The organism is Sphingopyxis sp. (assembly GCF_019459305.1).
In the GTDB taxonomy this organism is placed as follows: Bacteria; Pseudomonadota; Alphaproteobacteria; order Sphingomonadales; family Sphingomonadaceae; genus Sphingopyxis.
Genome location: NZ_JAIBES010000079.1, coordinates 1 through 21,058 on the forward strand (window position 1 = coordinate 1; position 21,058 = coordinate 21,058).

The 21,058-nt window shown below is 62.9% G+C and carries 26 protein-coding genes and 1 other RNA gene; 14 read left to right on the plus strand and 13 right to left on the minus strand.

Translation table 11 applies throughout. The annotated features are described in order from the left end of the window. Positions 1–167: GTPase (locus K0M74_RS08855; protein WP_293970802.1), on the minus strand; the 167-nt coding region annotated here is incomplete at its 3' end. Between the two features lie 131 nt (positions 168–298). Here K0M74_RS08855 and K0M74_RS08860 point away from each other — a divergent pair. Next, positions 299–967: a CAP domain-containing protein gene (locus K0M74_RS08860; protein WP_293970717.1), complete on the plus strand. Its 669-nt coding sequence runs from the start codon at positions 299–301 to the stop codon at positions 965–967. A gap of 5 nt (positions 968–972) precedes the next feature. Here K0M74_RS08860 and K0M74_RS08865 read toward each other — a convergent pair whose 3' ends face one another. The 4 genes from K0M74_RS08865 to K0M74_RS08880 form a co-directional block, all read right to left on the minus strand. Then, complete coding sequence (locus tag K0M74_RS08865) at positions 973–1,968, minus strand: SDR family oxidoreductase (protein WP_293970720.1); 996 nt, start codon at positions 1,966–1,968, stop codon at positions 973–975. A 58-nt stretch (positions 1,969–2,026) separates the two neighbouring features. Next, complete coding sequence (locus K0M74_RS08870) at positions 2,027–2,476, minus strand: topology modulation protein (RefSeq protein WP_293970722.1); 450 nt, start codon at positions 2,474–2,476, stop codon at positions 2,027–2,029. A 67-nt stretch (positions 2,477–2,543) separates the two neighbouring features. Next, a complete protein-coding gene (gene pth / locus K0M74_RS08875; RefSeq protein WP_293970725.1) occupies positions 2,544–3,113 on the minus strand; it encodes an aminoacyl-tRNA hydrolase in 570 nt (189 codons plus the stop codon). A 57-nt stretch (positions 3,114–3,170) separates the two neighbouring features. Then, entirely contained in the window at positions 3,171–3,809 is a 639-nt protein-coding gene (locus K0M74_RS08880; protein ID WP_293970728.1) for a 50S ribosomal protein L25/general stress protein Ctc, read from the minus strand. A gap of 190 nt (positions 3,810–3,999) precedes the next feature. Here K0M74_RS08880 and K0M74_RS08885 point away from each other — a divergent pair, with 190 nt between their 5' ends. Further along, positions 4,000–5,301, plus strand: coding sequence for an Hsp70 family protein (locus tag K0M74_RS08885; protein WP_293970731.1), 1,302 nt, complete (start codon positions 4,000–4,002; stop codon positions 5,299–5,301). Between the two features lie 362 nt (positions 5,302–5,663). After that, a complete protein-coding gene (locus K0M74_RS08890; protein ID WP_293970734.1) occupies positions 5,664–5,852 on the plus strand; it encodes a hypothetical protein in 189 nt (62 codons plus the stop codon). Between the two features lie 27 nt (positions 5,853–5,879). On the opposite strand, the gene mtgA is transcribed toward K0M74_RS08890, so the two are convergent. The 4 genes from mtgA to K0M74_RS08910 all read right to left on the minus strand — a co-directional run bounded on the left by mtgA (position 5,880) and on the right by K0M74_RS08910 (position 9,300). Beyond that, a complete protein-coding gene (gene mtgA / locus K0M74_RS08895) occupies positions 5,880–6,593 on the minus strand; it encodes a monofunctional biosynthetic peptidoglycan transglycosylase (RefSeq protein WP_293970737.1) in 714 nt (237 codons plus the stop codon). A gap of 60 nt (positions 6,594–6,653) precedes the next feature. Then, the gene (locus K0M74_RS08900; RefSeq protein ID WP_293970739.1) at positions 6,654–7,268 is read right to left on the minus strand and encodes a hypothetical protein; all 615 of its coding nucleotides are present in this window, start codon (positions 7,266–7,268) and stop codon (positions 6,654–6,656) included. 92 nt (positions 7,269–7,360) lie between these two features. Beyond that, positions 7,361–8,260 (minus strand): RNA polymerase sigma factor RpoH, encoded by a 900-nt coding sequence (gene rpoH, locus K0M74_RS08905; RefSeq protein ID WP_088441992.1) that lies wholly within the window; start codon positions 8,258–8,260, stop codon positions 7,361–7,363. Between the two features lie 83 nt (positions 8,261–8,343). Continuing rightward, the gene (locus K0M74_RS08910; protein WP_293970742.1) at positions 8,344–9,300 is read right to left on the minus strand and encodes an RluA family pseudouridine synthase; all 957 of its coding nucleotides are present in this window, start codon (positions 9,298–9,300) and stop codon (positions 8,344–8,346) included. A 224-nt stretch (positions 9,301–9,524) separates the two neighbouring features. Between K0M74_RS08910 and K0M74_RS08915 the strand changes: the two genes are divergently transcribed. After that, positions 9,525–10,181, plus strand: a complete 657-nt coding sequence (locus K0M74_RS08915; RefSeq protein ID WP_293970745.1) for a histidine phosphotransferase family protein — start codon at positions 9,525–9,527, stop codon at positions 10,179–10,181. Positions 10,182–10,220: 39 nt separating this feature from the next. Here K0M74_RS08915 and K0M74_RS08920 read toward each other — a convergent pair whose 3' ends face one another. Both K0M74_RS08920 and K0M74_RS08925 read right to left on the minus strand, forming a co-directional pair. Further along, positions 10,221–10,520: a HigA family addiction module antitoxin gene (locus K0M74_RS08920; RefSeq protein ID WP_293970748.1), complete on the minus strand. Its 300-nt coding sequence runs from the start codon at positions 10,518–10,520 to the stop codon at positions 10,221–10,223. A gap of 50 nt (positions 10,521–10,570) precedes the next feature. After that, on the minus strand, positions 10,571–10,807 hold the full coding sequence (locus K0M74_RS08925; RefSeq protein WP_293970752.1) for a type II toxin-antitoxin system RelE/ParE family toxin: 237 nt from the start codon (positions 10,805–10,807) through the stop codon (positions 10,571–10,573). A 147-nt stretch (positions 10,808–10,954) separates the two neighbouring features. On the opposite strand from K0M74_RS08925, the gene K0M74_RS08930 reads away from it, so the two are divergent. The 6 genes from K0M74_RS08930 to K0M74_RS08955 all read left to right on the plus strand — a co-directional run bounded on the left by K0M74_RS08930 (position 10,955) and on the right by K0M74_RS08955 (position 16,993). After that, entirely contained in the window at positions 10,955–13,387 is a 2,433-nt protein-coding gene (locus K0M74_RS08930; protein ID WP_293970755.1) for a chemotaxis protein CheW, read from the plus strand. Beyond that, positions 13,384–13,821, plus strand: coding sequence for a chemotaxis protein CheW (locus tag K0M74_RS08935; RefSeq protein ID WP_293970758.1), 438 nt, complete (start codon positions 13,384–13,386; stop codon positions 13,819–13,821). The genes K0M74_RS08930 and K0M74_RS08935 overlap by 4 nt, the downstream gene beginning before the upstream one ends. Positions 13,822–13,886: 65 nt before the next feature. Continuing rightward, entirely contained in the window at positions 13,887–14,261 is a 375-nt protein-coding gene (locus K0M74_RS08940; protein WP_088441997.1) for a response regulator, read from the plus strand. Positions 14,262–14,271: 10 nt separating this feature from the next. Next, positions 14,272–15,372, plus strand: a complete 1,101-nt coding sequence (gene cheB / locus K0M74_RS08945; RefSeq protein WP_293970763.1) for a chemotaxis-specific protein-glutamate methyltransferase CheB — start codon at positions 14,272–14,274, stop codon at positions 15,370–15,372. Positions 15,373–15,473: 101 nt separating this feature from the next. After that, positions 15,474–16,226, plus strand: a complete 753-nt coding sequence (locus tag K0M74_RS08950; protein WP_293970766.1) for a protein-glutamate O-methyltransferase CheR — start codon at positions 15,474–15,476, stop codon at positions 16,224–16,226. Between the two features lie 77 nt (positions 16,227–16,303). After that, the gene (locus K0M74_RS08955; protein WP_293970769.1) at positions 16,304–16,993 is read left to right on the plus strand and encodes an N-acetylmuramoyl-L-alanine amidase; all 690 of its coding nucleotides are present in this window, start codon (positions 16,304–16,306) and stop codon (positions 16,991–16,993) included. A 62-nt stretch (positions 16,994–17,055) separates the two neighbouring features. On the opposite strand, the gene K0M74_RS08960 is transcribed toward K0M74_RS08955, so the two are convergent. After that, positions 17,056–17,439 (minus strand): DUF3703 domain-containing protein, encoded by a 384-nt coding sequence (locus K0M74_RS08960; protein ID WP_293970772.1) that lies wholly within the window; start codon positions 17,437–17,439, stop codon positions 17,056–17,058. Positions 17,440–17,697: 258 nt separating this feature from the next. On the opposite strand from K0M74_RS08960, the gene K0M74_RS08965 reads away from it, so the two are divergent. The 4 genes from K0M74_RS08965 (at position 17,698) to K0M74_RS08980 (ending at position 20,567) form a co-directional block, all read left to right on the plus strand. After that, positions 17,698–17,952, plus strand: coding sequence for a hypothetical protein (locus tag K0M74_RS08965; RefSeq protein ID WP_293970775.1), 255 nt, complete (start codon positions 17,698–17,700; stop codon positions 17,950–17,952). A gap of 110 nt (positions 17,953–18,062) precedes the next feature. Continuing rightward, positions 18,063–18,458, plus strand: an RNA gene (gene rnpB / locus K0M74_RS08970) — RNase P RNA component class A. 77 nt (positions 18,459–18,535) lie between these two features. After that, positions 18,536–18,691 (plus strand): hypothetical protein, encoded by a 156-nt coding sequence (locus K0M74_RS08975; RefSeq protein ID WP_169714570.1) that lies wholly within the window; start codon positions 18,536–18,538, stop codon positions 18,689–18,691. A gap of 208 nt (positions 18,692–18,899) precedes the next feature. Further along, entirely contained in the window at positions 18,900–20,567 is a 1,668-nt protein-coding gene (locus K0M74_RS08980; RefSeq protein WP_293970778.1) for a caspase family protein, read from the plus strand. A gap of 4 nt (positions 20,568–20,571) precedes the next feature. Here K0M74_RS08980 and greB read toward each other — a convergent pair whose 3' ends face one another. Further along, entirely contained in the window at positions 20,572–21,054 is a 483-nt protein-coding gene (gene greB, locus K0M74_RS08985; protein ID WP_293970781.1) for a transcription elongation factor GreB, read from the minus strand. Positions 21,055–21,058 lie beyond the last annotated feature (4 nt).

Here is a 21,058-nt window from a genome sequence, read left to right on the forward strand (position 1 = left end):
GCGAGCTTTTCCAGCCGCGCGTCGGGAACCGCGACATTGCCGATGTTCGGCTCGATCGTGCAGAAGGGGTAATTGGCCGCCTGCGCCGCCGCCGTTTCGGTCAGCGCGTTAAACAGGGTGGACTTGCCGACGTTGGGCAGGCCGACGATGCCGCATTTGAAACCCATAAAAACTCCGTGTGACCGGCATGACGCCGGGGTTGCAGCGCCCCTAGCGCCAAGTCGCCTGCGACGCCAGCTTTTGACGCGCCAGATTATCGTTGCGAAGGGTTCAGCCTTGCGGCTTTATCGCGGGAGCCATGATGATCCCTGTTCGATGGACCACTTCCGCGCTAGTGTTGGGTCTTGGTGCGGTCGCCGCCAGCGCTGCGCCCAGCCGTTTCGAAGCCGGTGTGCTCGCCGAACTGAATCGCTTTCGCAGCGACCCTGCCGCCTACACAAGCGACCTGCGCGGCTACCTCCCGCGCTTCGAGGGCCGACGCCTGCGCGGCGAAGCCGATGGCGAAATTGACATCTTGACCAACGAAGGCGTCGCCGCTGTCGACGAAGCGATCCGCGACCTGCGTTCCGAAAAGCCGTTGTCACGGTTGCAGCAAAGCGACCTGCTGGCCGCCGCCGCGGCCGATCATGTTGCGGTTCAGTCGCGGTCAGGCGCCGTCGGCCACTATACCCGCGGCAATGGCCCCGGCGAACGCATGAAGGCGCGCGGCGGCGGTCCTTACGTCAATGAGGTCATCACCTATGGCCACCACAGCGCGGCGGGGGTGGTGCATCAATTGCTGATCGACGACGGTGTCCCCGGCCGCGGCCATCGCCACAGCCTGCTGCGTCCGACGCATCGCTATGCCGGCATCGCCTGCGGCCCGCACCGCGTCCACCGGACGATGTGCGTGACCCTGATGGCGCACAGCCGCGACGGATCGCCGCCGCCGCCGCCGAAACGGTCGCCGGTGACTGCGCCGCGCTAGTCCGGTCAGTCGTGGACCGCCTTGATCAGCGGCCCCAGCGCACTGCCGCCCAGCCATGCCAGCTGCACCTCGGCCGAAACGCGGTTGATCGCCTCCTGCGGCTTGTTGCCCGGATGCACCGCACGGCGCAGCGGACGCTTGCCCGCGGGCATCGCCATGACCTCGGCAATCGCGCGCGGCACGTCGAGCGGATCGGCGCTGCGCCCGCTGCCGTCCTCGGTCCCCATGCCCTTTGTGAACGGCGCATAGGCTTCGAGCACCGCCGCATCGCTGCGCTGCTTGAGCGCGCCGGTATAGGCGTTGCGATTGACCCACACCTTGGTCGGATAACCACCCGGCTGGATAACCGTGACCTCGATGCCGTGCGGGACGAGCTCATAGGCAAGCTGTTCGGACATCGCCTCGACCGCAAACTTTGTCGCCGAATAATGGCCGCCGCCCGGCACGACGACGCGCCCCAACTGCGACGAGACGTTGAAGATCTGCCCGCTCTTTGCGGCGCGCATCTGGGGCAACAGCGCGAGCTGCATCCGCTGGATGCCCAGGACATTGGTATCGAAGATCAGCTTCGTCGCTTCCATGTCCTGAACTTCGACCGGCCCGGTGATCCCGATCCCGGCATTATTGATCAGCGTGTCGATGCGCCCCCCGGCGATTTCCAGCGCTTCGACGGTGCCTGATGAGACCGAGGCGTCGCTGGTCACATCGATTTCGACGATATGCAGGTCCAGTTTTTCCTTGGCCGCCTCGGCGGCGAGCGTATCCGCCTCGGGCCGCGGCAGCCCGCGCATCGTCGCGATGACCTTGGCACCCAGCCCGGCATAATAAAGCGCGCCGACCCGGCCAAACCCGCTCGAAGCGCCGGTTATCAGGATCGTGCGGCCTTTCAGCGACGGCGCTGCCGTGGGGGTTGCGGCATGCAGCAGGGCAGGGGTGGCGGCGGTCAATGCTGCGGCGCCAGCGATGAGTTCGCGGCGGCTGGGACGGGAAGGGATGGGCATGGTAGACTCCTTTTCAGGAGCGATCATGCCTGAATTTTGCGCCAACGCCAAACCGGGGTCAGGCGGTCGCTTTGTCCAGCGAAACGCGCCATTCCCGCAGTGCTGCCGGATATCTGAGCCGCACGACGCGGCCGCCATATTCGCGCAGCCGCTCTTCGGTACGCAACCGTGGCCCGCTGTCCCACGCGAGGATGTAGAGGAAGAATTCGAGGTCGAAACGCTCGGGGCAGCCTTCGGTCATGTCGGGCCGCGTTTGCCCACGATAGGTCCAGATCCGGCGCAACACGCGCCAGGTGCACAGCCGGATCGGAAAATCGAGATAGACGACGGTATCGGCGCGTGCCAGTCTCACACCGAGCGTCCCGCCATAATTACGGTCGATCAGCCACTGGTCGCTGGCGGTGATGGTGGCCAGTCGGGCGCGGATATCATCCTTGCTGCTTTCAATCCAGCCGGGACGCCATTGAGCTGGTCCATGTGATAAACCGGCAGGTCCAGCGTTCGTCACAATTCGGCGGCCAACGTTGATTTCCCGGCGCCGCACGGCCCGCTGATCAGCACGCGCTGCACGATCGTCAGCCTTGCAGACGCAGCGCCAGATCGCTCTGAAAGCGCACATCATTGCCCTCGGCCAGCCATGGCGCCTCGGCGGCAATCGCGCCGAGCAGGTCGATCAGCGGCTCCATCTCGCTCTTGTGATAATTGCCCAGCACATGGCCGGTGACGCGGTCCTTGTGGCCAGGATGGCCGATGCCGATGCGGACGCGGCGGAAATCCTCGCCTATATGCTGGATCATGCTGCGGATGCCGTTATGCCCCGCCGCGCCGCCGCCGCGCTTGACCTTCACCTGCATCGGAACCAGGTCGAGTTCGTCGTAAAAGACGGTCACGTCGGGCGTTGCGAGTTTGTAGAAATCCATCGCGGCACGCACGCTGCGGCCGCTCTCGTTCATAAAGGTACCGGGTTTGAGCAGCAGGATGCGGGTCGATCCGATGCGCCCGTCCTGAATCCAGCCCTGGAACTTCTTCGCGGGTGCCGGAAAGTCGTGGACGTTGGCGATGACATCGGCCGCCATGAAGCCGACATTGTGGCGGTGCATCGCATATTGCGGACCGGGATTGCCGAGGCCGACCCAGAGCTGCATCGCATCTGCCTTTCGTGGATGGCCCCTCCCGCTGCGGGAGGGGCCGCCCGAATGGATTTAGGCTTCTTCGCCGCCTTCGGCAGCAGCTTCGCCGCCGTCGACCGTCGTATCGCCTTCGCTCGACTTCATCGCCGAGGGGGCGACGATCGTGGCGATGGTGAAGTCGCGATCGGTGATCGCGCTTTCGCTACCCTTGGGTAGGGTCACGTTGCTGATGTGGATCGAATCGCCGACATCATAACCGGTGACATCGATTTCGATGTCGTCGGGCATCTTGTCCGCGTCGCAGATCAGTTCGAGTTCGTGGCGAACAATGTTCAGGACGCCGCCGCGCTTCAGGCCCGGTGAGGCTTCTTCATTGATGAACACCACGGGCACCGCGACCTGGACTTTCGAATCCTTCGAAATGCGCAGGAAGTCGGCGTGAATCGGACGATCCTTGACCGGGTGGAACGCGACGTCCTTGGGCAGCGTGCGAATCTGCTTGCCGCCGACGTCGATCATCACGACCGAGTTCATGAAGTGACCCGTCATCAGCTGCTTCATCAGCAGCTTTTCTTCGACATGGATCATCAGGGGTTCTTCTTTGCCGCCATAGACAACGGCGGGGACACGGCCTTCACGACGCAGTTCACGCGAGGCTCCCTTGCCTCCCCGATCACGCGTCTCGGCCGACAGCACCAGCTGGTCGCTCATCATTATTCTCCGAGAAAAAGTTTCAAAGTCCGCCACGCCTCCAGGGATGACCATGGTCGGAAGCGGCGGCGCTTAGCGGGGAAGCGCGGGAAATGCAAGCGCGGGCAAATCATTCAATCCGCGTGCCTTGCCCGCTTTGACGCCCCGTGCAATAGGCGCCGCCCCGCCAGATCAGCCAGAGGTGCACGCCATGACCAGCCACGCCACGGCCAGCGCGCTCGGGCTCGATTTCGGAACCACCAATACCGTCGTTGCGTTGACTGACGGGCAGGGCGGATCGGAGCTGGTCGAATATGCCGGGGACGACGCCACCGGTGCGGTGTTCCGCTCGGCGCTGTGTTTCTGGAAAGAGGAGCGGGCGTGGCAGGGGATTGCGCATGAGGCGGGGCCTTGGGCGATCGCCGAATATCTCCAGTCGCCGCTCGACAGCCGCTTCGTCCAGTCGTTCAAAAGCGTCGCCGCCAGCGCGTCGTTCGAGCGCGCGCTGATCTTCAACAAGTCCTATCGATTCGAGGATATGGGGCGCCTGTTCCTCCAGCGGCTGGTCGCGCATGCCGGCGGGCGGCTCGATACGCTGCCGCAGCGGGTAATCGTCGGGCGACCGGTCGAATATGCCGGAGCACGGCCCGATCCGGCGCTGGCGCGGCAACGCTATGACGCGATGCTCGCAGCCTTTGGCACCGAGATTATCTACGTGCACGAGCCGCTGGGCGCGGCGCACAGCTATGCCGCGCGGCTGACCGAGCCCGCGGCGATCCTGGTCGCCGATTTCGGCGGCGGGACCACCGATTTCTCGATCGTCCGCGTCGCCGCGCCCGGCGCGCCTCGACGCTGCGTGCCGCTGGCGTCATCGGGGATCGGCATTGCGGGTGACCGGTTCGATTACCGCATCATCGATCGGTTGGTGCTGCCCTTGCTTGGCAAAGGCGGGATGTATCGCTCGTTCGACAAATTGCTCGAAATTCCCGGCGGCCATTTCCGCGATTTCGCCGACTGGTCGCGTCTGGCGCTGATGCGCAACCGGCGGACGATGGCCGAACTGGCCCGGCTACAGCGCGACGCGGTCGATCCCGAATCGATCGGGCGGATGATCGCGCTGATCGAGCAAGAGCAGGGCTTTCCGCTCTATGATGCGGTGGGGAAGCTCAAGCGCGCGCTGTCGAGCGAGGAAGAGGCTGCGTTTCGCTTTTCGGGTAATGGGGTGGAGATCGAGGCCGACGTGCGGCGCGCCGATTTCGAGGCGTGGATCGCCGACGATCTGCGGCGGATCGAGGCCGCGATGGATGCCGCGCTCGCCCGCGCGGCGGTGGTGCCGGAGGGCATTGACCGGGTGTTCCTGACCGGCGGGTCTTCACTGATCCCCGCCATCGGCGCAATGTTCGAACGGCGGTTCGGGGCAGAGCGGATTGCGACCGGCGGCGAACTGACGTCGATCGCGCATGGCCTGGCGTTGATTGGCGCGCAGGATGATCCGGGCGAGTGGGCGGCGTGACCGGCTGACGGCTAACGACCGATTGCAGGCATAGGAATCGCGGCTAAAGTCCTTCTTCATGAGAAAAGCAATGAACCGTCGCCTGTTTCTATTAGGAATGTTAGCTGGTACCGCTCTGGGAATCGCAAGTATCGCTGCGGCGGCGTGGCTAACTATAGGAGAAGCCCTCCAGTATTTTGCGTAATCGACCATAATTACGATCACATTCTGGGAAAAGTTGCGAACCGAAGGACGGTCCGATGAGTGCGAAGCTCCTTTTAGACTATAAAATTGAGCACCTCGTGACGGACGCATCATAACTGGATTATGTCGGATCAACGTTTATCAAAATCGACGGAACGCCGAAGGATAACCTAAATTGCTTGATGGAGGAAGCGCGGATTAATTCAATGTCGATAGCTATCGTCAATGGCATCGATACGACGCCAACAGATTGCATCGGCGGATGGCCGACTCGCTTCAAAGACGAGCAGGCGGGACACTTTGAACTATGTCGTGAAGGCGAAAATTCAAATCCAATTTTTGTGCCGACGCCTGCATTAAAGCGTTAGTCTGCTCACCCCCCCCAACGACTCTTTTCAGCTATACACACACCCGTCCAGCCCATCGCGGCGCACCTGGCCGATGCGGGCGCGGATCGTGTTGCCATATCTGCGGGTAAAGCCAGACGGGCTGATCGCGGGGCGTTTCTTCGGCAGCGGCAGGATTGCGGCGATGCGCGCCGCCTCGGCCGGGGTCAGCCTACCCGCGCCATGCTTGAAATAGCGCTGCGCCCCCGCCTCGACGCCATAGGTGCCGATGCCGGTCTCGGCGACGTTCAGATAGACCTCCATGATCCGTCGCTTGCCCCAGATCGTCTCGATCAGGAAGGTGAACCATACTTCGGGCACTTTGCGGACGTAACGCGTCCAGCCGCTGCCTTGCCATAGGAAGACATTTTTGGCGGTCTGCTGGCTGACTGTCGATCCGCCGCGCATCCGTTTGCCCTTTGCGTTCCGTTCGATCGCCTGCTCTATCGCCTCGGTATCGAAGCCGTTGTGGGTGCAGAATTTTCCGTCTTCCGCCGCGATCACCGCGCGAACCATGTTACGGTCGATGCTGGACAGGCTCGTCCAGTCCTTGGTGATGCCGTTGCTGTCGGCCAGCATCGTGAAGGTCACCGGCGGCGGTACCACAGCATAAAGCAGCACCCACAGCACCGAAATCGCGACAAACCACAGCAACCATTTGAATGGGCGCAAATACCAGGGAAGTTTGCGGCGGTTTGGGCGTTTTCTGGCGGCGGTTGTCATGCCGTTTTCATAGCTGCCTGCCGCTCGTCGGCAAGCGGCTGATTGAATCTGCGAGCAGCCTCAGGGCGCTTTCGGCGGCTCGTCGTCCTTTTTGTCCTTGGAGGCGTCGATCGCGACGCTAGCTTTGGCCGCCGCGCCCTTCGCCGCGTCGGTGGCGTCGGCGGCGAGCGAGCGCATCTTGGCTTCAGCTTCGGCTTCCTTGCCGCTCATCACCAGCCACGCCATCGCTGCGCCGACAATCAACGCCAGCAGTGCGAGCCAGTAACCGAAGTGCCAATTGACCTGGATCATCGCCAGCGCGGCCTGATCCATCGCACCGCCGTCATTCTTCGCGGCTTCGGCCAAAATTGTATCTTTGCTGTAGCGCCAGGTGCCGACGATGATCAGCAGCAGCGCGGCGACCGAGGTGCCGAGCACCGGCTTCGCCGCCTCACGTCCTTTGGTGAACAGCAGGAACAGTCCGCCCGCAATTGCTAGCAGCGCCAGAATCAGCCAGATATTCATCGATGCGCCGTCGCTGGCCTGCGAGGCCTGACCCATGGCGGTGACGCGGCCGAACGCGAGGCCGAAGCCGCTCGCCTCGACAAGTTTTTGATCAGAACAACTGACGGTCATCCAGGGCAACAGAAACGCCAGCAGCGCTATTCCTTTGGGAATCCGGATCCATTTCCACATGATATTTCCCCCTTCGCTCAACCCGAGGAGGAGGCTAGCCCAATGCGCCCGCGAGTCAAATCGCGGGCGCATTGGTTAATTCGTCACAAGCGTCAGGCGTTGATGAGGCGACGGTCACCTGCGAGCTTCAGCATCGCCTTTTGCAGTTTTTCAAACGCGCGCACTTCGATCTGGCGGACGCGCTCGCGGCTGACGTCGTACACCTGACTCAAATCTTCCAGCGTCTTGGGATCGTCGGTCAGGCGGCGTTCGGTCAGGATATGGCGTTCGCGCTCGTTCAGCGTTTCGAGCGCTTCGCTGAGCAGCGAATGGCGCACGTCGCGTTCCTGCGCTTCGGCGACGCGCTCGTCCTGCAACGGGCCTTCGTCACCAAGTAGATCTTGCCACTGGCTGTCGCCATCCTCACCCATCGGGACGTTCAGCGACGTGTCGCCGCCCATCGCCATGCGGCGGTTCATGCTGGTGACCTCTTCCTCGGTGACACCCAGGTCGGTCGCGATCTTGGTCAGATGTTCGGGCGACAGGTCGCCGTCCTCGAACGCCTCCAGATTGTTCTTCATCCGGCGGAGGTTGAAGAACAGCTTCTTCTGCGCCGCGGTGGTGCCCATTTTGACGAGGCTCCACGAGCGCAGGATGAATTCCTGGATCGAGGCGCGGATCCACCACATCGCGTAGGTCGCGAGGCGGAAGCCGCGTTCGGGGTCGAATTTCTTCACCCCCTGCATCAGGCCGATATTGCCTTCGCTGATCAGTTCGCTGACCGGCAGGCCATAGCCGCGGTAGCCCATCGCGATCTTCGCCACGAGCCGCAGGTGCGAGGTGACGAGCTGCGCCGCAGCTTCGTTGTCGCCATGCTCCTGGAACCGCTTCGCGAGCATATATTCCTGCTCGGGGGTGAGCAGGGGGAATTTGCGGATTTCCGATAAATAGCGGTTCAGGCTGGCTTCGCCGCCAAGCGCTGGCACGGTGGCCGGAACATTGCTTTTAGCCATTGGAGAGCGTCTTCCCTTTGGTATCTGGAGTCAGAATATGCCGCCGTTTGTGCAAGCGGTCGAGATAGATTTTCATTCGAAACCTAAACGCGCAGTTCGTCGATCAGTTCCCGCATGTCCGGGGGGATTTCGCTGTCGAGCGCGATATTGTTACCGGTCACCGGGTGAATAAAGCCCAAATGGGCCGCATGCAATGCCTGCCGCACGAAATTCCGCGCCTTCAGTACCTCGGACAGCGGCTTGCGGGCGCGTCCATAGACCGGGTCGCCGGCCAGCGGATGGCCAATATGCGCCATATGAACGCGTACCTGGTGCGTGCGCCCTGTCTCCAGCTGGCATTCGATCAGGCTGACGTGGCGCAGCGGTTCGATCGTGCGATAGTGCGTCACCGCGCGCTTGCCGCGGTCGGCGGCGACCACCGCCATCTTCTTGCGATTGGTGTTCGACCGGCCGAGCGCCGCGTCGATGGTGCCGCTGGCGGGCATCGGGCGCCCGGTCACGATCGCGATATAGCGGCGGTCGATGCTGTGCGCGGCGAATTGCTTCGCCAGCCCTTCGTGCGCGCGGTCATGCTTGGCGGCGACAATCAGCCCGCTGGTGTCCTTGTCGATACGGTGGACGATGCCCGGGCGGGCGACGCCGCCGATCCCCGACAATTGCCCCGCGCAATGGTGGAGCAGCGCGTTGACCATCGTCCCGTCGAAATTGCCCGCGGCGGGGTGAACAACCATGCCAGCGGGCTTGTCGACAACGATAAGATGCTCGTCCTCATAGGCGATGATCAAACCCATATTCTGAGCAACATTGTGCGTCGGTTTGGCGGTGGGGACGCGGACTTCGAGGGTGGCGGGGGTGGCGGCCTTCGCCGAGGGGTCGCGCAGGATCGTGCCGCTGGCGTTGGCGACGCGGCCGTCCTTGATCAGGCTCTTGACCCGCTCGCGCGACAGGTCGGGCAAGGCTTCGGCCAGCGCCCGGTCGAGGCGCAGGCCGACCGCGCTGTCGGCCAGCGCTACGGTCAAAATATTGTCATCCCCCTGCATTGATGAGGATGTGGTTCTGGCACGCCAAATTTCAAGATACTGCTCAATCAGTTCCGTTCGTGTCGAGCGTAGTCGAGACACCGTGAAGACACGCATCAACGAGGAGCATCTCGACTCCGCTCGATGCGAACGGAATGGGGGGAACGCGCTTGTCTAGCCAGAGTCCGTGCCTTAGTGAGCAGGCGCGCGCCGGAAATGCCCGGTCTGCGGGGAGCTTTGTATTCATGTCCGACGACCGCGTCGATTTCGCCTCTATGCTGGCCTCGCGCCTGTGCCACGATCTGCTCAGCCCAGTCGGCGCTTTCGCCAATGGCCTCGAACTGCTCGCCGACGAAAAAGACCCGGCGATGCGCGAACGCTGTTTCGAGCTGCTCGAACAAAGCGCGCGGACGTCCGCGAACAAGCTGAAATTCTTTCGGTTGGCGTTCGGCTCGGCAGGCGGCTTCGGCGAACTCGTGCCCGCGGACGAAGCCAAATCGGCGATCCAGGGGATCATCGGCGATCGCGCGATCGAACTCAACTGGATGATCGGCAGCGACCCGCTGCCGAAGCCTGCGGTGAAGATCATCCTCAACCTGTCGCTGTTGCTGGTCGATGCACTGGTACGCGGCGGGCGGCTCGACATCGGGTGCGAAAATCAGGACGCCAACCAGGAGGGGAGCATCGAAATCGCGCTGCATGTCGAGGCCGAACGCATCTTCCTCGATGCGGACGTCGAAACCATCCTGCGCGACGGCGAAGGCGCCACCGCGATGACCTCACGCACCGCACCCGCAGTGCTGGTACAGGCGGTTGCGGCACAGAATGGCGGTACCGTCATGCTCGCGCGCGAAACGCCATCCTCGCTGCTGGTCGGCGCAGTGCTGCGCGGGCGCGGGTAAAGACTTGCTGCAAGGCGGGTACGCTTGCCTGTCCGAAAACTACGCGGCGATCAGGCTGCGAACGGCCAGTTCGGCGCCGTGCTCGCGGGCCTGGGCCAGTTCGTAGCGCGTCTGCATCCGCATCAGCGTTTCAGCCTTCACGCCGAAAGCACTCTCGAACCGGATCGCCATCTCGGCGGTCAGCGCATAGCGACCATTCAGCAAGCCGCTGATCGCCTGACGGCTGACGCCGAAAGCCTCGGCCAGATCGTTGATCTTGACGCCGTGCGCCTCGACAATCTCCGTTTTGAGCCATTCCCCGGCATGGATCGCGAACGACGGGTGAACCTTGATAGCCATCAGTGATAATCCTCTAATTCCAGATCGATTACAGTATCCTGATCGTCGATCTACAATGTCATGCGCCAGTTGCGCGCCACGGTCATCGCCCATGTCCCGGCACGGTCCCCGGTCAGGGGATGAAGGCCATAGTTGGGCGGCGTCGCAAGTTCCTCCAACGTGTCCGCGGCGATGATGAAGGTCAGCATCTTGAACAGCCGGTCGGTCAAATCACCCGGCAAGCCTTTGGGCTTTCGGGTTTCGACGAACCGCCGGAGCGCCTTGTGCCGGATGCTCTCGATCTCCACGCGCAAAGCAATGCCTTACGTTTCTCCTAGGTCAACCGAATAATGTAAAGCCATGCTTTACTCTATAATGTATCGCCCACAACATCCGATCGTGCAACGGCGACAGGAGAGAAGAATATGCAAACCCTCCATTAACCATTGTCCGCCATGGTGCAGCTTCAGTTTCTGGGGCGCACCGGTACCGTGATAGACGATCTGCTTGACGACTTTTTGGCCGAAACGGCGGAAAACCTTGCCGATGCCGGTGGGGCCCTCGTCGCATGGGAGGCCGATCCCGCTGACCGCGCCCAGCTCGACGCGATTTTTCGCCTTGTCCACACGATCAAGGGCAGCTCGGGTTTCCTCGCTCTACCGCGCGTTATCGCATTGTCGCATGCGGCCGAGGACGCGCTCGACCAGGTCCGTCGCGGCAACCGTCCTGCCAATGCTGCGCTCGTCACCGGCGTGCTTGGCATCATCGACCGGCTCAACATTGTCTGCGCTGCATTGGGTAAAGATGGTGTCGAACCAGCTGGCGACGACGGCGATGTGATCGCGGCGCTGGCCGAACAGCACTCGCCGTCCGAGAACGGACATGAGGTTGCCGGGGTGCCGCTCCGCCGCGACGATGACCTTCAAGCCGAACTGCAAAGCTGGCGCTCGATCCGGGTGCCGCTGCCGCTGCTCGACAGCGTGATGACCGGGGTCACCGACATCGTCCTCGCACGCAACGAATTTGCCCGGATGCTCCGCGATTCGGGGGCTAGTCCGACGGTCATCTCCTCTTTCGATCGCTTGTCCGATTCGATCGCCGGCATGCGCCAGTCGGTCAGCCAGATGCGGATGCAGCGGATCGACAAGCTGTTCGCGCCCTTGCCGCGCATTGTCCGCGATCTGGCGCAGGACATGGGCAAAAAGATCGCATTCCAGACCAGCGGCGGCGAAGTCGAGCTCGACCGCGAGATGATGGAAAATATCCGCGACCCGCTGATCCACATTGTCCGCAACGCGATCGACCATGGCATCGAAGCGTTCGAAGATCGCGTCGCCGCGGGCAAGGACATCACCGCGACCATTTCGGTGTCGGCACGTCAGTCGGGCAACCAGATCGAAATCGAAATCCGCGACGACGGCCGCGGCATGGCGCCCGATGCGCTGGTCGCCAAGGCGATCACATCGCGCGCGATCACCGCCGCCGAAGCGCGCACTCTGTCGGCCAAGGACAAGCTGGAACTCGTCTTTCGTCCGGGCTTTTCGACCGCGGCAAAAATTACCGAAGTGTCGGGGCGCGGTGTCGGCATGGATATCGTCAAAGCAAATGTCGAAAAGATCGGCGGCGTTGTCGAACTGCGCAATGACGAGGGCCGGGGGCTGACCATTCTGCTGCGTGTGCCGATGACGCTGACGATCATTTCGGGGCTGATGGTGCGCGCGGCGGGGCAATATTTTGCCATTCCGCGCGGTGCGGTGCGCGAAATCCTGCTCGAGAATGGCGACACGGTGCGGATCGATCGCGTCGGTGGCGGCGAATTGGCGACGGTGCGCGGCGAACAATATCCGTTGCTGCGGCTCGAGAATGTGCTCGGACGTGAAGCGAGCGACGACGACGATGTCGCTGACCGCGCGCTTGTGATCGTACGGCCGGGGCAGGGACAAAGCTATGCGCTGAGCGTCGCGGCGATCCACGACCATGAGGAACTGGTGATCAAGCCCGCCGCGCCGATGATCATGGCGACGGGGCTTTACGCCGGGACGACGTTGCCCGACAACGGCCGCCCGGTATTGTTGCTCGATGTGCAGGGGCTGGTGGCCGCTGCAGCGATTGACGCGACCGAAACGGGCCGCAACCATGATCAGATGGCCGCCGCCGAAGCGCAGGCGAACGCCGCGCGTAATGCGGCGCAACTGCTGCTGTTCCGCGATACGAATGGCTGGGTCCGCGGGGTCCGGTTGTCGGTCATCGAGCGGGTCGAGGAAGTCTCCGCATCGGCGCTGTTCGAAAGCGCGGGCCGCGTTCAAGTGCAGATCGGCGACGAAATTTTCCCCGTCCATACCGCGAACCTGCCCGAAGCCGAGGGATCGCTGAAGCTGCTGCGGCTGTTCGACGGTCAATCGGTGCTCTGTTATCCGATCGCCGAAGTCATCGACATCGTCCGCTTGCCCGATGCGGTGCAACCGTCGGCGGCGCCGGGGCTCATCGCCGGTGTCGTGCTGGTCAGCGGCGAGCCCGTCGAACTGATCGATCCCTTCTGGCTGATGGCACAATATGCTGTACTGGGTGTCGATGCCGCGCCGAACCATCCGCTCTGCCGCCTGGCCGACGATCATGATGGCTGGGGCTGCAATTTCCTCGCGCCGATCCTGCGCAGCGCCGGTTACCGGGTGGTGTCGGACATGGATGTGGTGGAGGAAGCGCCCGATGTCTTGCTCTGCCTGACCGACGATGGCGCGTCCTGCGCGCATGTCGGCGACGAAATCCCGGTTATCCGCCTGCGCAGCGCGATTGCCGCGGCGGGGTCGGATGACGAAACCATTTATCGCTACGATCGCCAGGCGCTGCTCGACGCGCTGGCCCGCCGCATCGGAGGAGGCCGCCCATGATGGAAAAACTTTATCTGATCGCGCGCATCGCCGACACCCGCGTCGCGCTGCGCAGCCGTGCGATCAATTCGGTGGTGACCGTCGGCATTCCGGTCGAAGTTCCCGGCGCGCCGCCGCATGTCGCGGGCCTCTTCGCGCTACGCAGCCGCGTGTTCACGCTGATTGATCCGCATGTTGTCATCGGCCTGCCGCCGGTTCCTTTTGCGGCGGGGCAGCGGGTGATCGTCATCGACGTCGCCGACCATGGCTATGCGCTGCTCGCCGACGCGATCGAGGATGTCTGTTTTATCGAAGCGCCCGAAACACGGGTGGCGAGCAAATTGCTTCCCGGCTGGGCGCGGGTCGCCGATGGCATGATCGAGCACCGGGGAGCTTCGCTGTTGGTGCTCGATCCGTCGCATTTCATCACCCTGCCTGCACTCAAGGCAGCATGAATTAACGGGCTAGACACTCCTTTGAAACTAGCATGACGTGAAATCTGGGTGTTGCGGAGGAATGAATGTCGAAATCTTGTCTGGTCGTCGATGACAGTAAAGTCATTCGCAAAGTCGCGCGCCATATCCTTGAAGGCATGTCTTTTGCCGTCGAAGAGGCGGCCGACGGCCAAGAGGCGCTGACCTTTTGCCGCGCCAACCGTCCCGACGTGATCCTGCTCGACTGGAACATGCCGGTGATGAGCGGGATGGAATTTCTCGGCGCGTTCAATGACCTCGACTATGGGCACGAGGAACGGCCGCGGGTGGTGTTCTGTACCACCGAAAACAGCATCGACCATATCCGCGCCGCGATCGAGGCCGGTGCCGACGAATATGTGATGAAGCCGTTCGACCGAGAAACGCTGGAAGGAAAATTGCAGCTCGTCGGCGTCGCGTAAGGCGATGGCGATGGCGCGTCCGCAACCCCTGGTTTCCGCTCCCGAACCGTCAGCGCGGACGGTGCGGGTCATGTTGGTCGACGACAGCCTGGTTGCGCGCAGCATCCTCGAACGTATCGTTGATCAGCGTCCGGGACTCGAAATTTGCGCCTCGGTCGCCTCGGCGCACGACGCGCTGGCCTTTCTCGCCCGCGAACCCGTCGATGTCATCGTGCTCGACATTGAAATGCCGGGCATGAGCGGGATCGACGCGCTTCCGCACATCCTAACGCGCGCCGCCAAGGCGCGGGTGCTGATCCTTTCGTCAAACTGTGTCGAAGGCGGCCCGGCGGCGATCGAGGCGCTCGCGCTCGGCGCGAGCGACCCGCTCGCCAAGCCCGGCCGCGGCAGCTTTTCGGGCCGGTTTGCCGAGGTGCTGACCGACCGCATCATGTCGCTGGGTAACCAGCAGGATTTCCCGGCGCCGGTTCCCGTCGCCGAACGCCGTACTCCGGCGCCCGTTGCGCTGGCGATCGACAGCAACCAGCTGATCGAATGTATTGCCGTCGCGGCATCGACCGGCGGTATTCCCGCCTTCACCAATTTCCTCGCCAACCTCGACCCGCGCATCACGGCGCCGATCCTGCTGACCCAGCATTTGCCCGATGCCTTCGTGGAATTTTACGCTAAGCAGATCGCTACTGTGACCGACCGCAAAGTGGCGGTCGCCCAGTCGGGGATGCCGGTCGAGCGCGGCCATATCTATCTCGCGCCGGGGGATGCCCATCTGCTCGTTGTTAAGAACGGGCGCCGCCATGAAATCGCGCTCGACCGTCGCGCCGTCGAAAATGGCTGCTGCCCGTCGGCCGATCCGATGCTTGATTCAGTTGCCGACGTTTACGGCAAGGGCGGCGTCGCCGTGATCCTCAGCGGCATGGGCCGCGATGGCGTCATCGGCGCGGCGCGATTGAAAGACGCTGGCGGCATAATCTTTGCGCAGGCGCCCGAAAGCTGTGTCATCTGGGGTATGCCCGGCGCGGTCGCCAAGGCAGGGTTCGCCGCCGCCACGCTCAATCCCGACGCGATCGCGCTGATGCTCGGCAGCTTCCTGCCCGGTCGGCGCAAGCCATGATTGGCGGCAGCGCCAGCGAATCGGCTTATCGCGTCCTGATGGGCGTGCTCGAGTCCCGGACTGGCCAGACGCTTTCACCCAGCCGCATTTGGCGCATCGAAATGTCGCTGAAACCGGTGATGCAGCGCCACAACATCGCCGATCTCGACGCGCTGGTCGCGGGATTGGTCACCTCGACCAGTCGCCAACTGCTTGACGATACCGTCGACGCTATGCTGAACAACGAGACCTATTTTTACCGCGAATACAGCCTGTTCGATGACATTGCTGCCACAGTGCTTGATAAGCTGCGCGAGATCAACAAGCTTCGCCGCCGTTTGACGATCTGGCATTGCGGCGTCTCGACCGGGCAAGAGGCTTACTCGCTCGCGATGCTCATCGCCGAGCAGGGCGAAAAATGGGCAGGCTGGCAGGTCGATATCGTCGGCACAGACGTCAGCTACCACGCGATCAGCCGCGCCCGCGTTGGACTGTACAGCCAGTTCGAAATTCAGCGCGGGCTGCCCGTACAGCGGATGGTGCGCTGGTTCGATCAGACCGAGGCTGGCTGGCTGGTCAAAGCGGATATCCGCCGCCGCATCGATTTTTCGGTCCAGAACATGCTCACCGATCGGCCGCCGCTCCCCAGCCCCGCAGACCTCATATTCTGTCGCAACCTGCTGCTCTATTTCTCTCCCTCGATGCGGCAAAAGGCGTTCGTAAAGCTGCGGACAATGGCGGCGCCGCAAAGCTTCCTCGTGCTTGGGGCAGGGGAAACGGTGCTTGGGCAAACCGACCAGTTCGTTGCCAGCCCGCGGCTGCGCGGATTGTACGAACCCGCCGACCAGCAAATGCGCCGCGCAGCGGCGGCCTGACCTTGCAATTTGCGCAGCGCTGGCGCAGGTGGATTAGTATTCCGCACCGGGATGAAACAACATGGGCCGCGAACCGCATGAGCGATTTTATCGAACGCTGGTCACCCAATTTCGACGAGCGCGCGCTGCCTATCTCGATGATCGTGCTGCATTATACCGGTATGAAGACCGGCGCGGCGGCCATTGACTGGCTCGCCAATCCGGAAGCCAAAGTCTCGGCGCATTATGTCGTCAGCGAAGACGGCCAGATCACCCATATGGTGCCCGAAGAAAAACGCGCCTGGCATGCCGGACGCTCGCACTGGCGCGGCGTCAGCGACATCAATTCGGCGAGTGTCGGGATCGAGATCGTCAATCCGGGGCATGAATTCGGCTATGTCCCGTTCCCCGATCCGCAGGTCGCCTCGGTCGTCCGCCTGGTCCACCTGATTAAGGATCGCTATGCAATCACGCGCGGCAATGTCGTCGGCCATTCGGACATTGCGCCGACCCGCAAGCAGGATCCGGGCGAATTATTCCCGTGGGAAGAACTGGCCCGCCGCCGCCTCGCGTTGCCGCGCCCGCGCAAAAAACTGACCGATCCGCTGTGGACCGATGCGGGGTTCCTGCTGGCGCTCGAACGCTTCGGTTATGACGTGACCGACGGGTTTGCGGCGACGGTTGCGTTCCAGCGCCGCTTTCGCCCCGAACTGATAGATGGCACGATCGACGGCGAGTGCCGGGCGATCCTGCTGGGTTTGCTGCTGCCGCAACCCGAAGGGAACTGAACGAGTGACTTCGCCGGCGCGTTCGCGCCGACAAGAATCGCGCTGCGTTGTCGGCTACCGGTTTAGCGCACAATCAGCAGACAGGCGGCAACGAGCGCGGCGACCAGAACAGCGCGCAGGATCAACCCGTTACAAAGCGAATGACCTTCAAGATGGGATTGCAGATCCGATGGTATCGGCATCGGGCGTGTTGCCGAAACGTCCGCGCCGCCCGTGTTGCCGACCGGAACCCAGCCCGCCATGTGGAAGGGACCGGCACCGATCAGCCGGACAAACTGTCCCCGCACTTCTCTGCCATCCGACTGTCTGAGTGCGAGCCGCAGCATTTGGAAATGCGTTTTCATGTGAGTCCAGTACCAGCGCTGTCCCAGAATATGAGCGCGTTCCAGATGGTGTTTGGCAAGCGCCATGTCGCCCGCGTCTTCGGCGGCGCGTGCTCCGGCCATTTCCTAGGCGAAGGCTGTTTTCAGGGCGGATTTCATGGTGACGTCTCCAGCGTGAGGACAAAATGCTATCACGACCGTCGTCATTCAAGCCAGCGACCGATTGCACTAGTGCATCCGCCGCACCCCATTACCGACTGCGGTTTCCCAAGCGATTACTGCCAACCGCCACGCGGTAGCTTGCGACCAAATCTCAGCTGTTCAATTGGATCGAGACGTCTCCCACTTGCCGTCGTTCGTTGTGCCAATCATGATCGCCTCATGGCCGACGTGATTTACCTTTCGTGTGATGAAGACATGCCGGAACACGGCGGCGATCAGCGTTGGCTGATCATCGAAGCATCTGACGATGGACGATTCTTCGGATCGGGTGGGTCGTTCAAAGCGGACGGCGAATGGGTAGGATATGGCTCTCTAGCCGAAAGCGACTTATCGTTGGAGAGTGCGCTGGCCGCCGCGCAGCAATGGGCAAACAAACACGACGTTCCGACCATCTGGGTTCAGCCCAAGCCTTAAGGCAGCTAACCTCGGCACAACCCCTTGAAGCAGCTATTCTGCTTTCAACTCGAAACCAGCCCTTCCACAATCGCTCGTATTGCGCGTCGGATCGCGCTATACTCGCTCAGCCAGAGGGTTGGGCGATCGCCGCCGGTGGGGTATCCTGCCGGGGGAGGAAAGTCCGGGCTCCACGGAAATCACGGTGCCGGATAACGTCCGGCGGGCCGGTCTTCGGATCGGTTCAGGGAAAGTGCCACAGAGAGCAAACCGCCACGGCTTCGGCCCGGCGAAAGGTGAAAGGGTGCGGTAAGAGCGCACCGCGCGGCTGGTAACAGGCGCGGCACGGCAAACCCCACCGGGAGCAAGGTCGAATAGGGATGGCACGAGTTCAGTCTCAGGGCTGGTTCCGGCTCCGCCATCCGGGTTGACTGCTTGAGCGTTCGGGTAACCGTTCGCCTAGAGGAATGATCGCCCATCCCCGGCAACGGGGTGGACAGAACCCGGCTTATAGACCCTCTGGCATTTACCTCCCCACCGCGGCGCGGGAACCCCTCGCGCGGGGTCCGCGTATTAAGCGGACGAGTTGGAAGGGAAACGCATTATGAAAATCGTCGACGACCATGTCGAAGTGGATGAAACCGAAGCAAGCGGCGGGGTCAAAGGGCATAATGTCCGCTACGTCCTGGCCTTTTCGCTGATCGCCGTGGTGATCGTTTTGTCGGCGATCTGGATCATCCCGGCGCTGTTGCAGCCCTGACCCGGCGCGACTTTCCGCTTTCCTACATTGGCCCGGTCACTTACCGTCAGGGGTACGGGACGGCGAACGCGGGCGCTGACGTGATTTCAGAGTGAAGTTGCGCAGAATTTTGCCATTTCCAAGCGGCCGCTCGCCGGGGCCAAGAGGGGCAAGGATGGCAATTCAGACACGAATAGGGGCGTTGTTGGCGGCGCTTTTCGGAGCGATTGTGACGACCTCGGTCGCTGCGGCACAGCCGCCGCCGTGCGGCGACGCACCGCTTGAGGGCGAACGCGTGGCGCTGCTCATCGGCAACAGTGCCTATAATGACTGGGAATGGCCGTCGTTGAAGAATGCGGTCAACGACATCGATTATGTCTGCGCTGCCTTTGCCAAGGCTGGGATTTCGCCGCGCATTGTCCGCAATGCCAACATGGTGACGCTCGACGCGGCACTGACGCGTTTTGCTGCCGAGGCGGCGGGGGCGAGTTCGGTCGTCATCTATTACGCCGGGCATGGTTTCGAATATGGCGGACGCAACTGGCTGGTGCCGATGGAGGCACCGCCAGCGACGCGGCGCGCCGATGTCGAAAAACGCTATCTATCGATCGAGGCGGCGGTGAAGCGAGTGGTGCCTGCGGGCGCCTTCACGCTGGTGTTCGTCGATGCCTGCCGCACAACCGAACCGGTGGTGCGGATCGAGGATGTCAATGTCGCGGCGGGCGATGCGGCATCGGCGCCGCTCGGGCTGCTCGACATCGGGCAGGGGGCGGTTTTCTATTCGACCGCGAAGGGACGGCCCGCGCTCGACTTCGCGCCGGTCGGGTCGCCGGTCAGTCCGTTTGCCGCCGCAGTGGTCAAAGAACTGGCTATCCCAGGCCTGGAAATATCCGATTATTTCAAGATCGTGTCGCGCGAAGTTTATAAGCGGACGCATGGTATGGAATTGGGGCCGCAACAGCCGTTCCATTATGGCAGCTGGTTCGACGATTATTATCTCGTCGCGCCGCCGGAAGTTCCAGCGCGCGTGGCGCCCGGGGCGGTGTTTCGGCCCTTGTCGGCACCGCCGCCACCGCCCGGCGCGGCGGCCGAAGGCGCGTTGCGCGGTGCCACTGCCGATCCGCTCGCCGATATTTCGCTCGACCGATTGGCGATCGAGGACGAGCCGATGTTGATCGCCGATGTCCTGTCGCGCCACTCCGCCAGCGAATTGATCGCGCTCGCTGACGGCGGCCATCCGCTGGCGCAGCAGCTGGCGGGCTATATGTTCTCGCTCGGCGTCGGGTTGAAACGCGATCTGCCGCGGGCGCGGGGGTATCTCGAGGCGTCGGCGGCGCAGGGATTTCCAGCGGGGCAGCAGGAGCTGGCCTATCTGCTGCTCGAAAATGATCCGTCGCCGGAAGAACTAAAGCGCGCCTATGATCTGTATGTCGCGGCGTCGAATGCCGGGTTCTCGAAGGCCAAGACGCATCTGGCGTATCGGCTGGCGGCGGGTACCTTCGGACCTGCCGATTTCGCCCGCTCGCAGGCGCTTTATGCAGAAGCGGCCGAAAAGGGCCATCCGGCGGCGATCTTTGCGCTGACCTATTTCGCCGACACCCGCGCGGCGAACCTCGCGCAGCTGCGCACTCTTGCCGCCACCGGCAACCCCGAGGGGAATCACTGGCTTTGCGAGGCGCATTTTGCGGCCAAGACGCTGCCCGGCGCGATCGAGGATTGCGGCATTGCAGCGCGCGCGGGCTTTGCGGGGTCGCGCGCGATCCTGGCCGATGCCTATGCCAAGGGGGTCGGGGTAGGGGCGGATGCAAAGGAAGCGGCGCATTGGGCCAAGCTGGCGCGCGCCCTGCCGGAATTACGCAAGGATCAACGCGAATTGATCGCGGGGATTGGTGAGTGACTGGTCAGGGATAGCCGACCGCCATCACCTCCCACTCTTTCTGCCCCGACGGCAGCTGGACGACGCGCACATCGCCCACCGCGGCGCCGCGCAGCGCGCGGGCGAGAGGGCTGTTCCAGCCGATCCGGCCGTCGCCGGCCTCGGCCTCGTCGTCACCGACCAGCGTGACGGTGCGCCGGGCATCGTCGTCGTCTGCAAGCTCGGCGGTCGCGCCGAACCAGATGCGGCTCTTGTCGGGCTGTTCGGCGGGATCGACGACGCGTGCCGCCTTCATGCGCCGCGCCAAAAACGACAAGCGCCGGTCGATTTCGCGCAGCCGCTTGCGGCCATAGATATAGTCGCCATTCTCGCTGCGGTCGCCATTGCCCGCTGCCCAGCTGATCACCTCGACCAGCTTCGGCCGCTCGTCGCCGAGCAACGCGTCATATTCGGCGCGCAGCGCGGCAAAGCCGGTCGGCGAGATAATATTGCTGCGTTCCCCCGCCACGCGG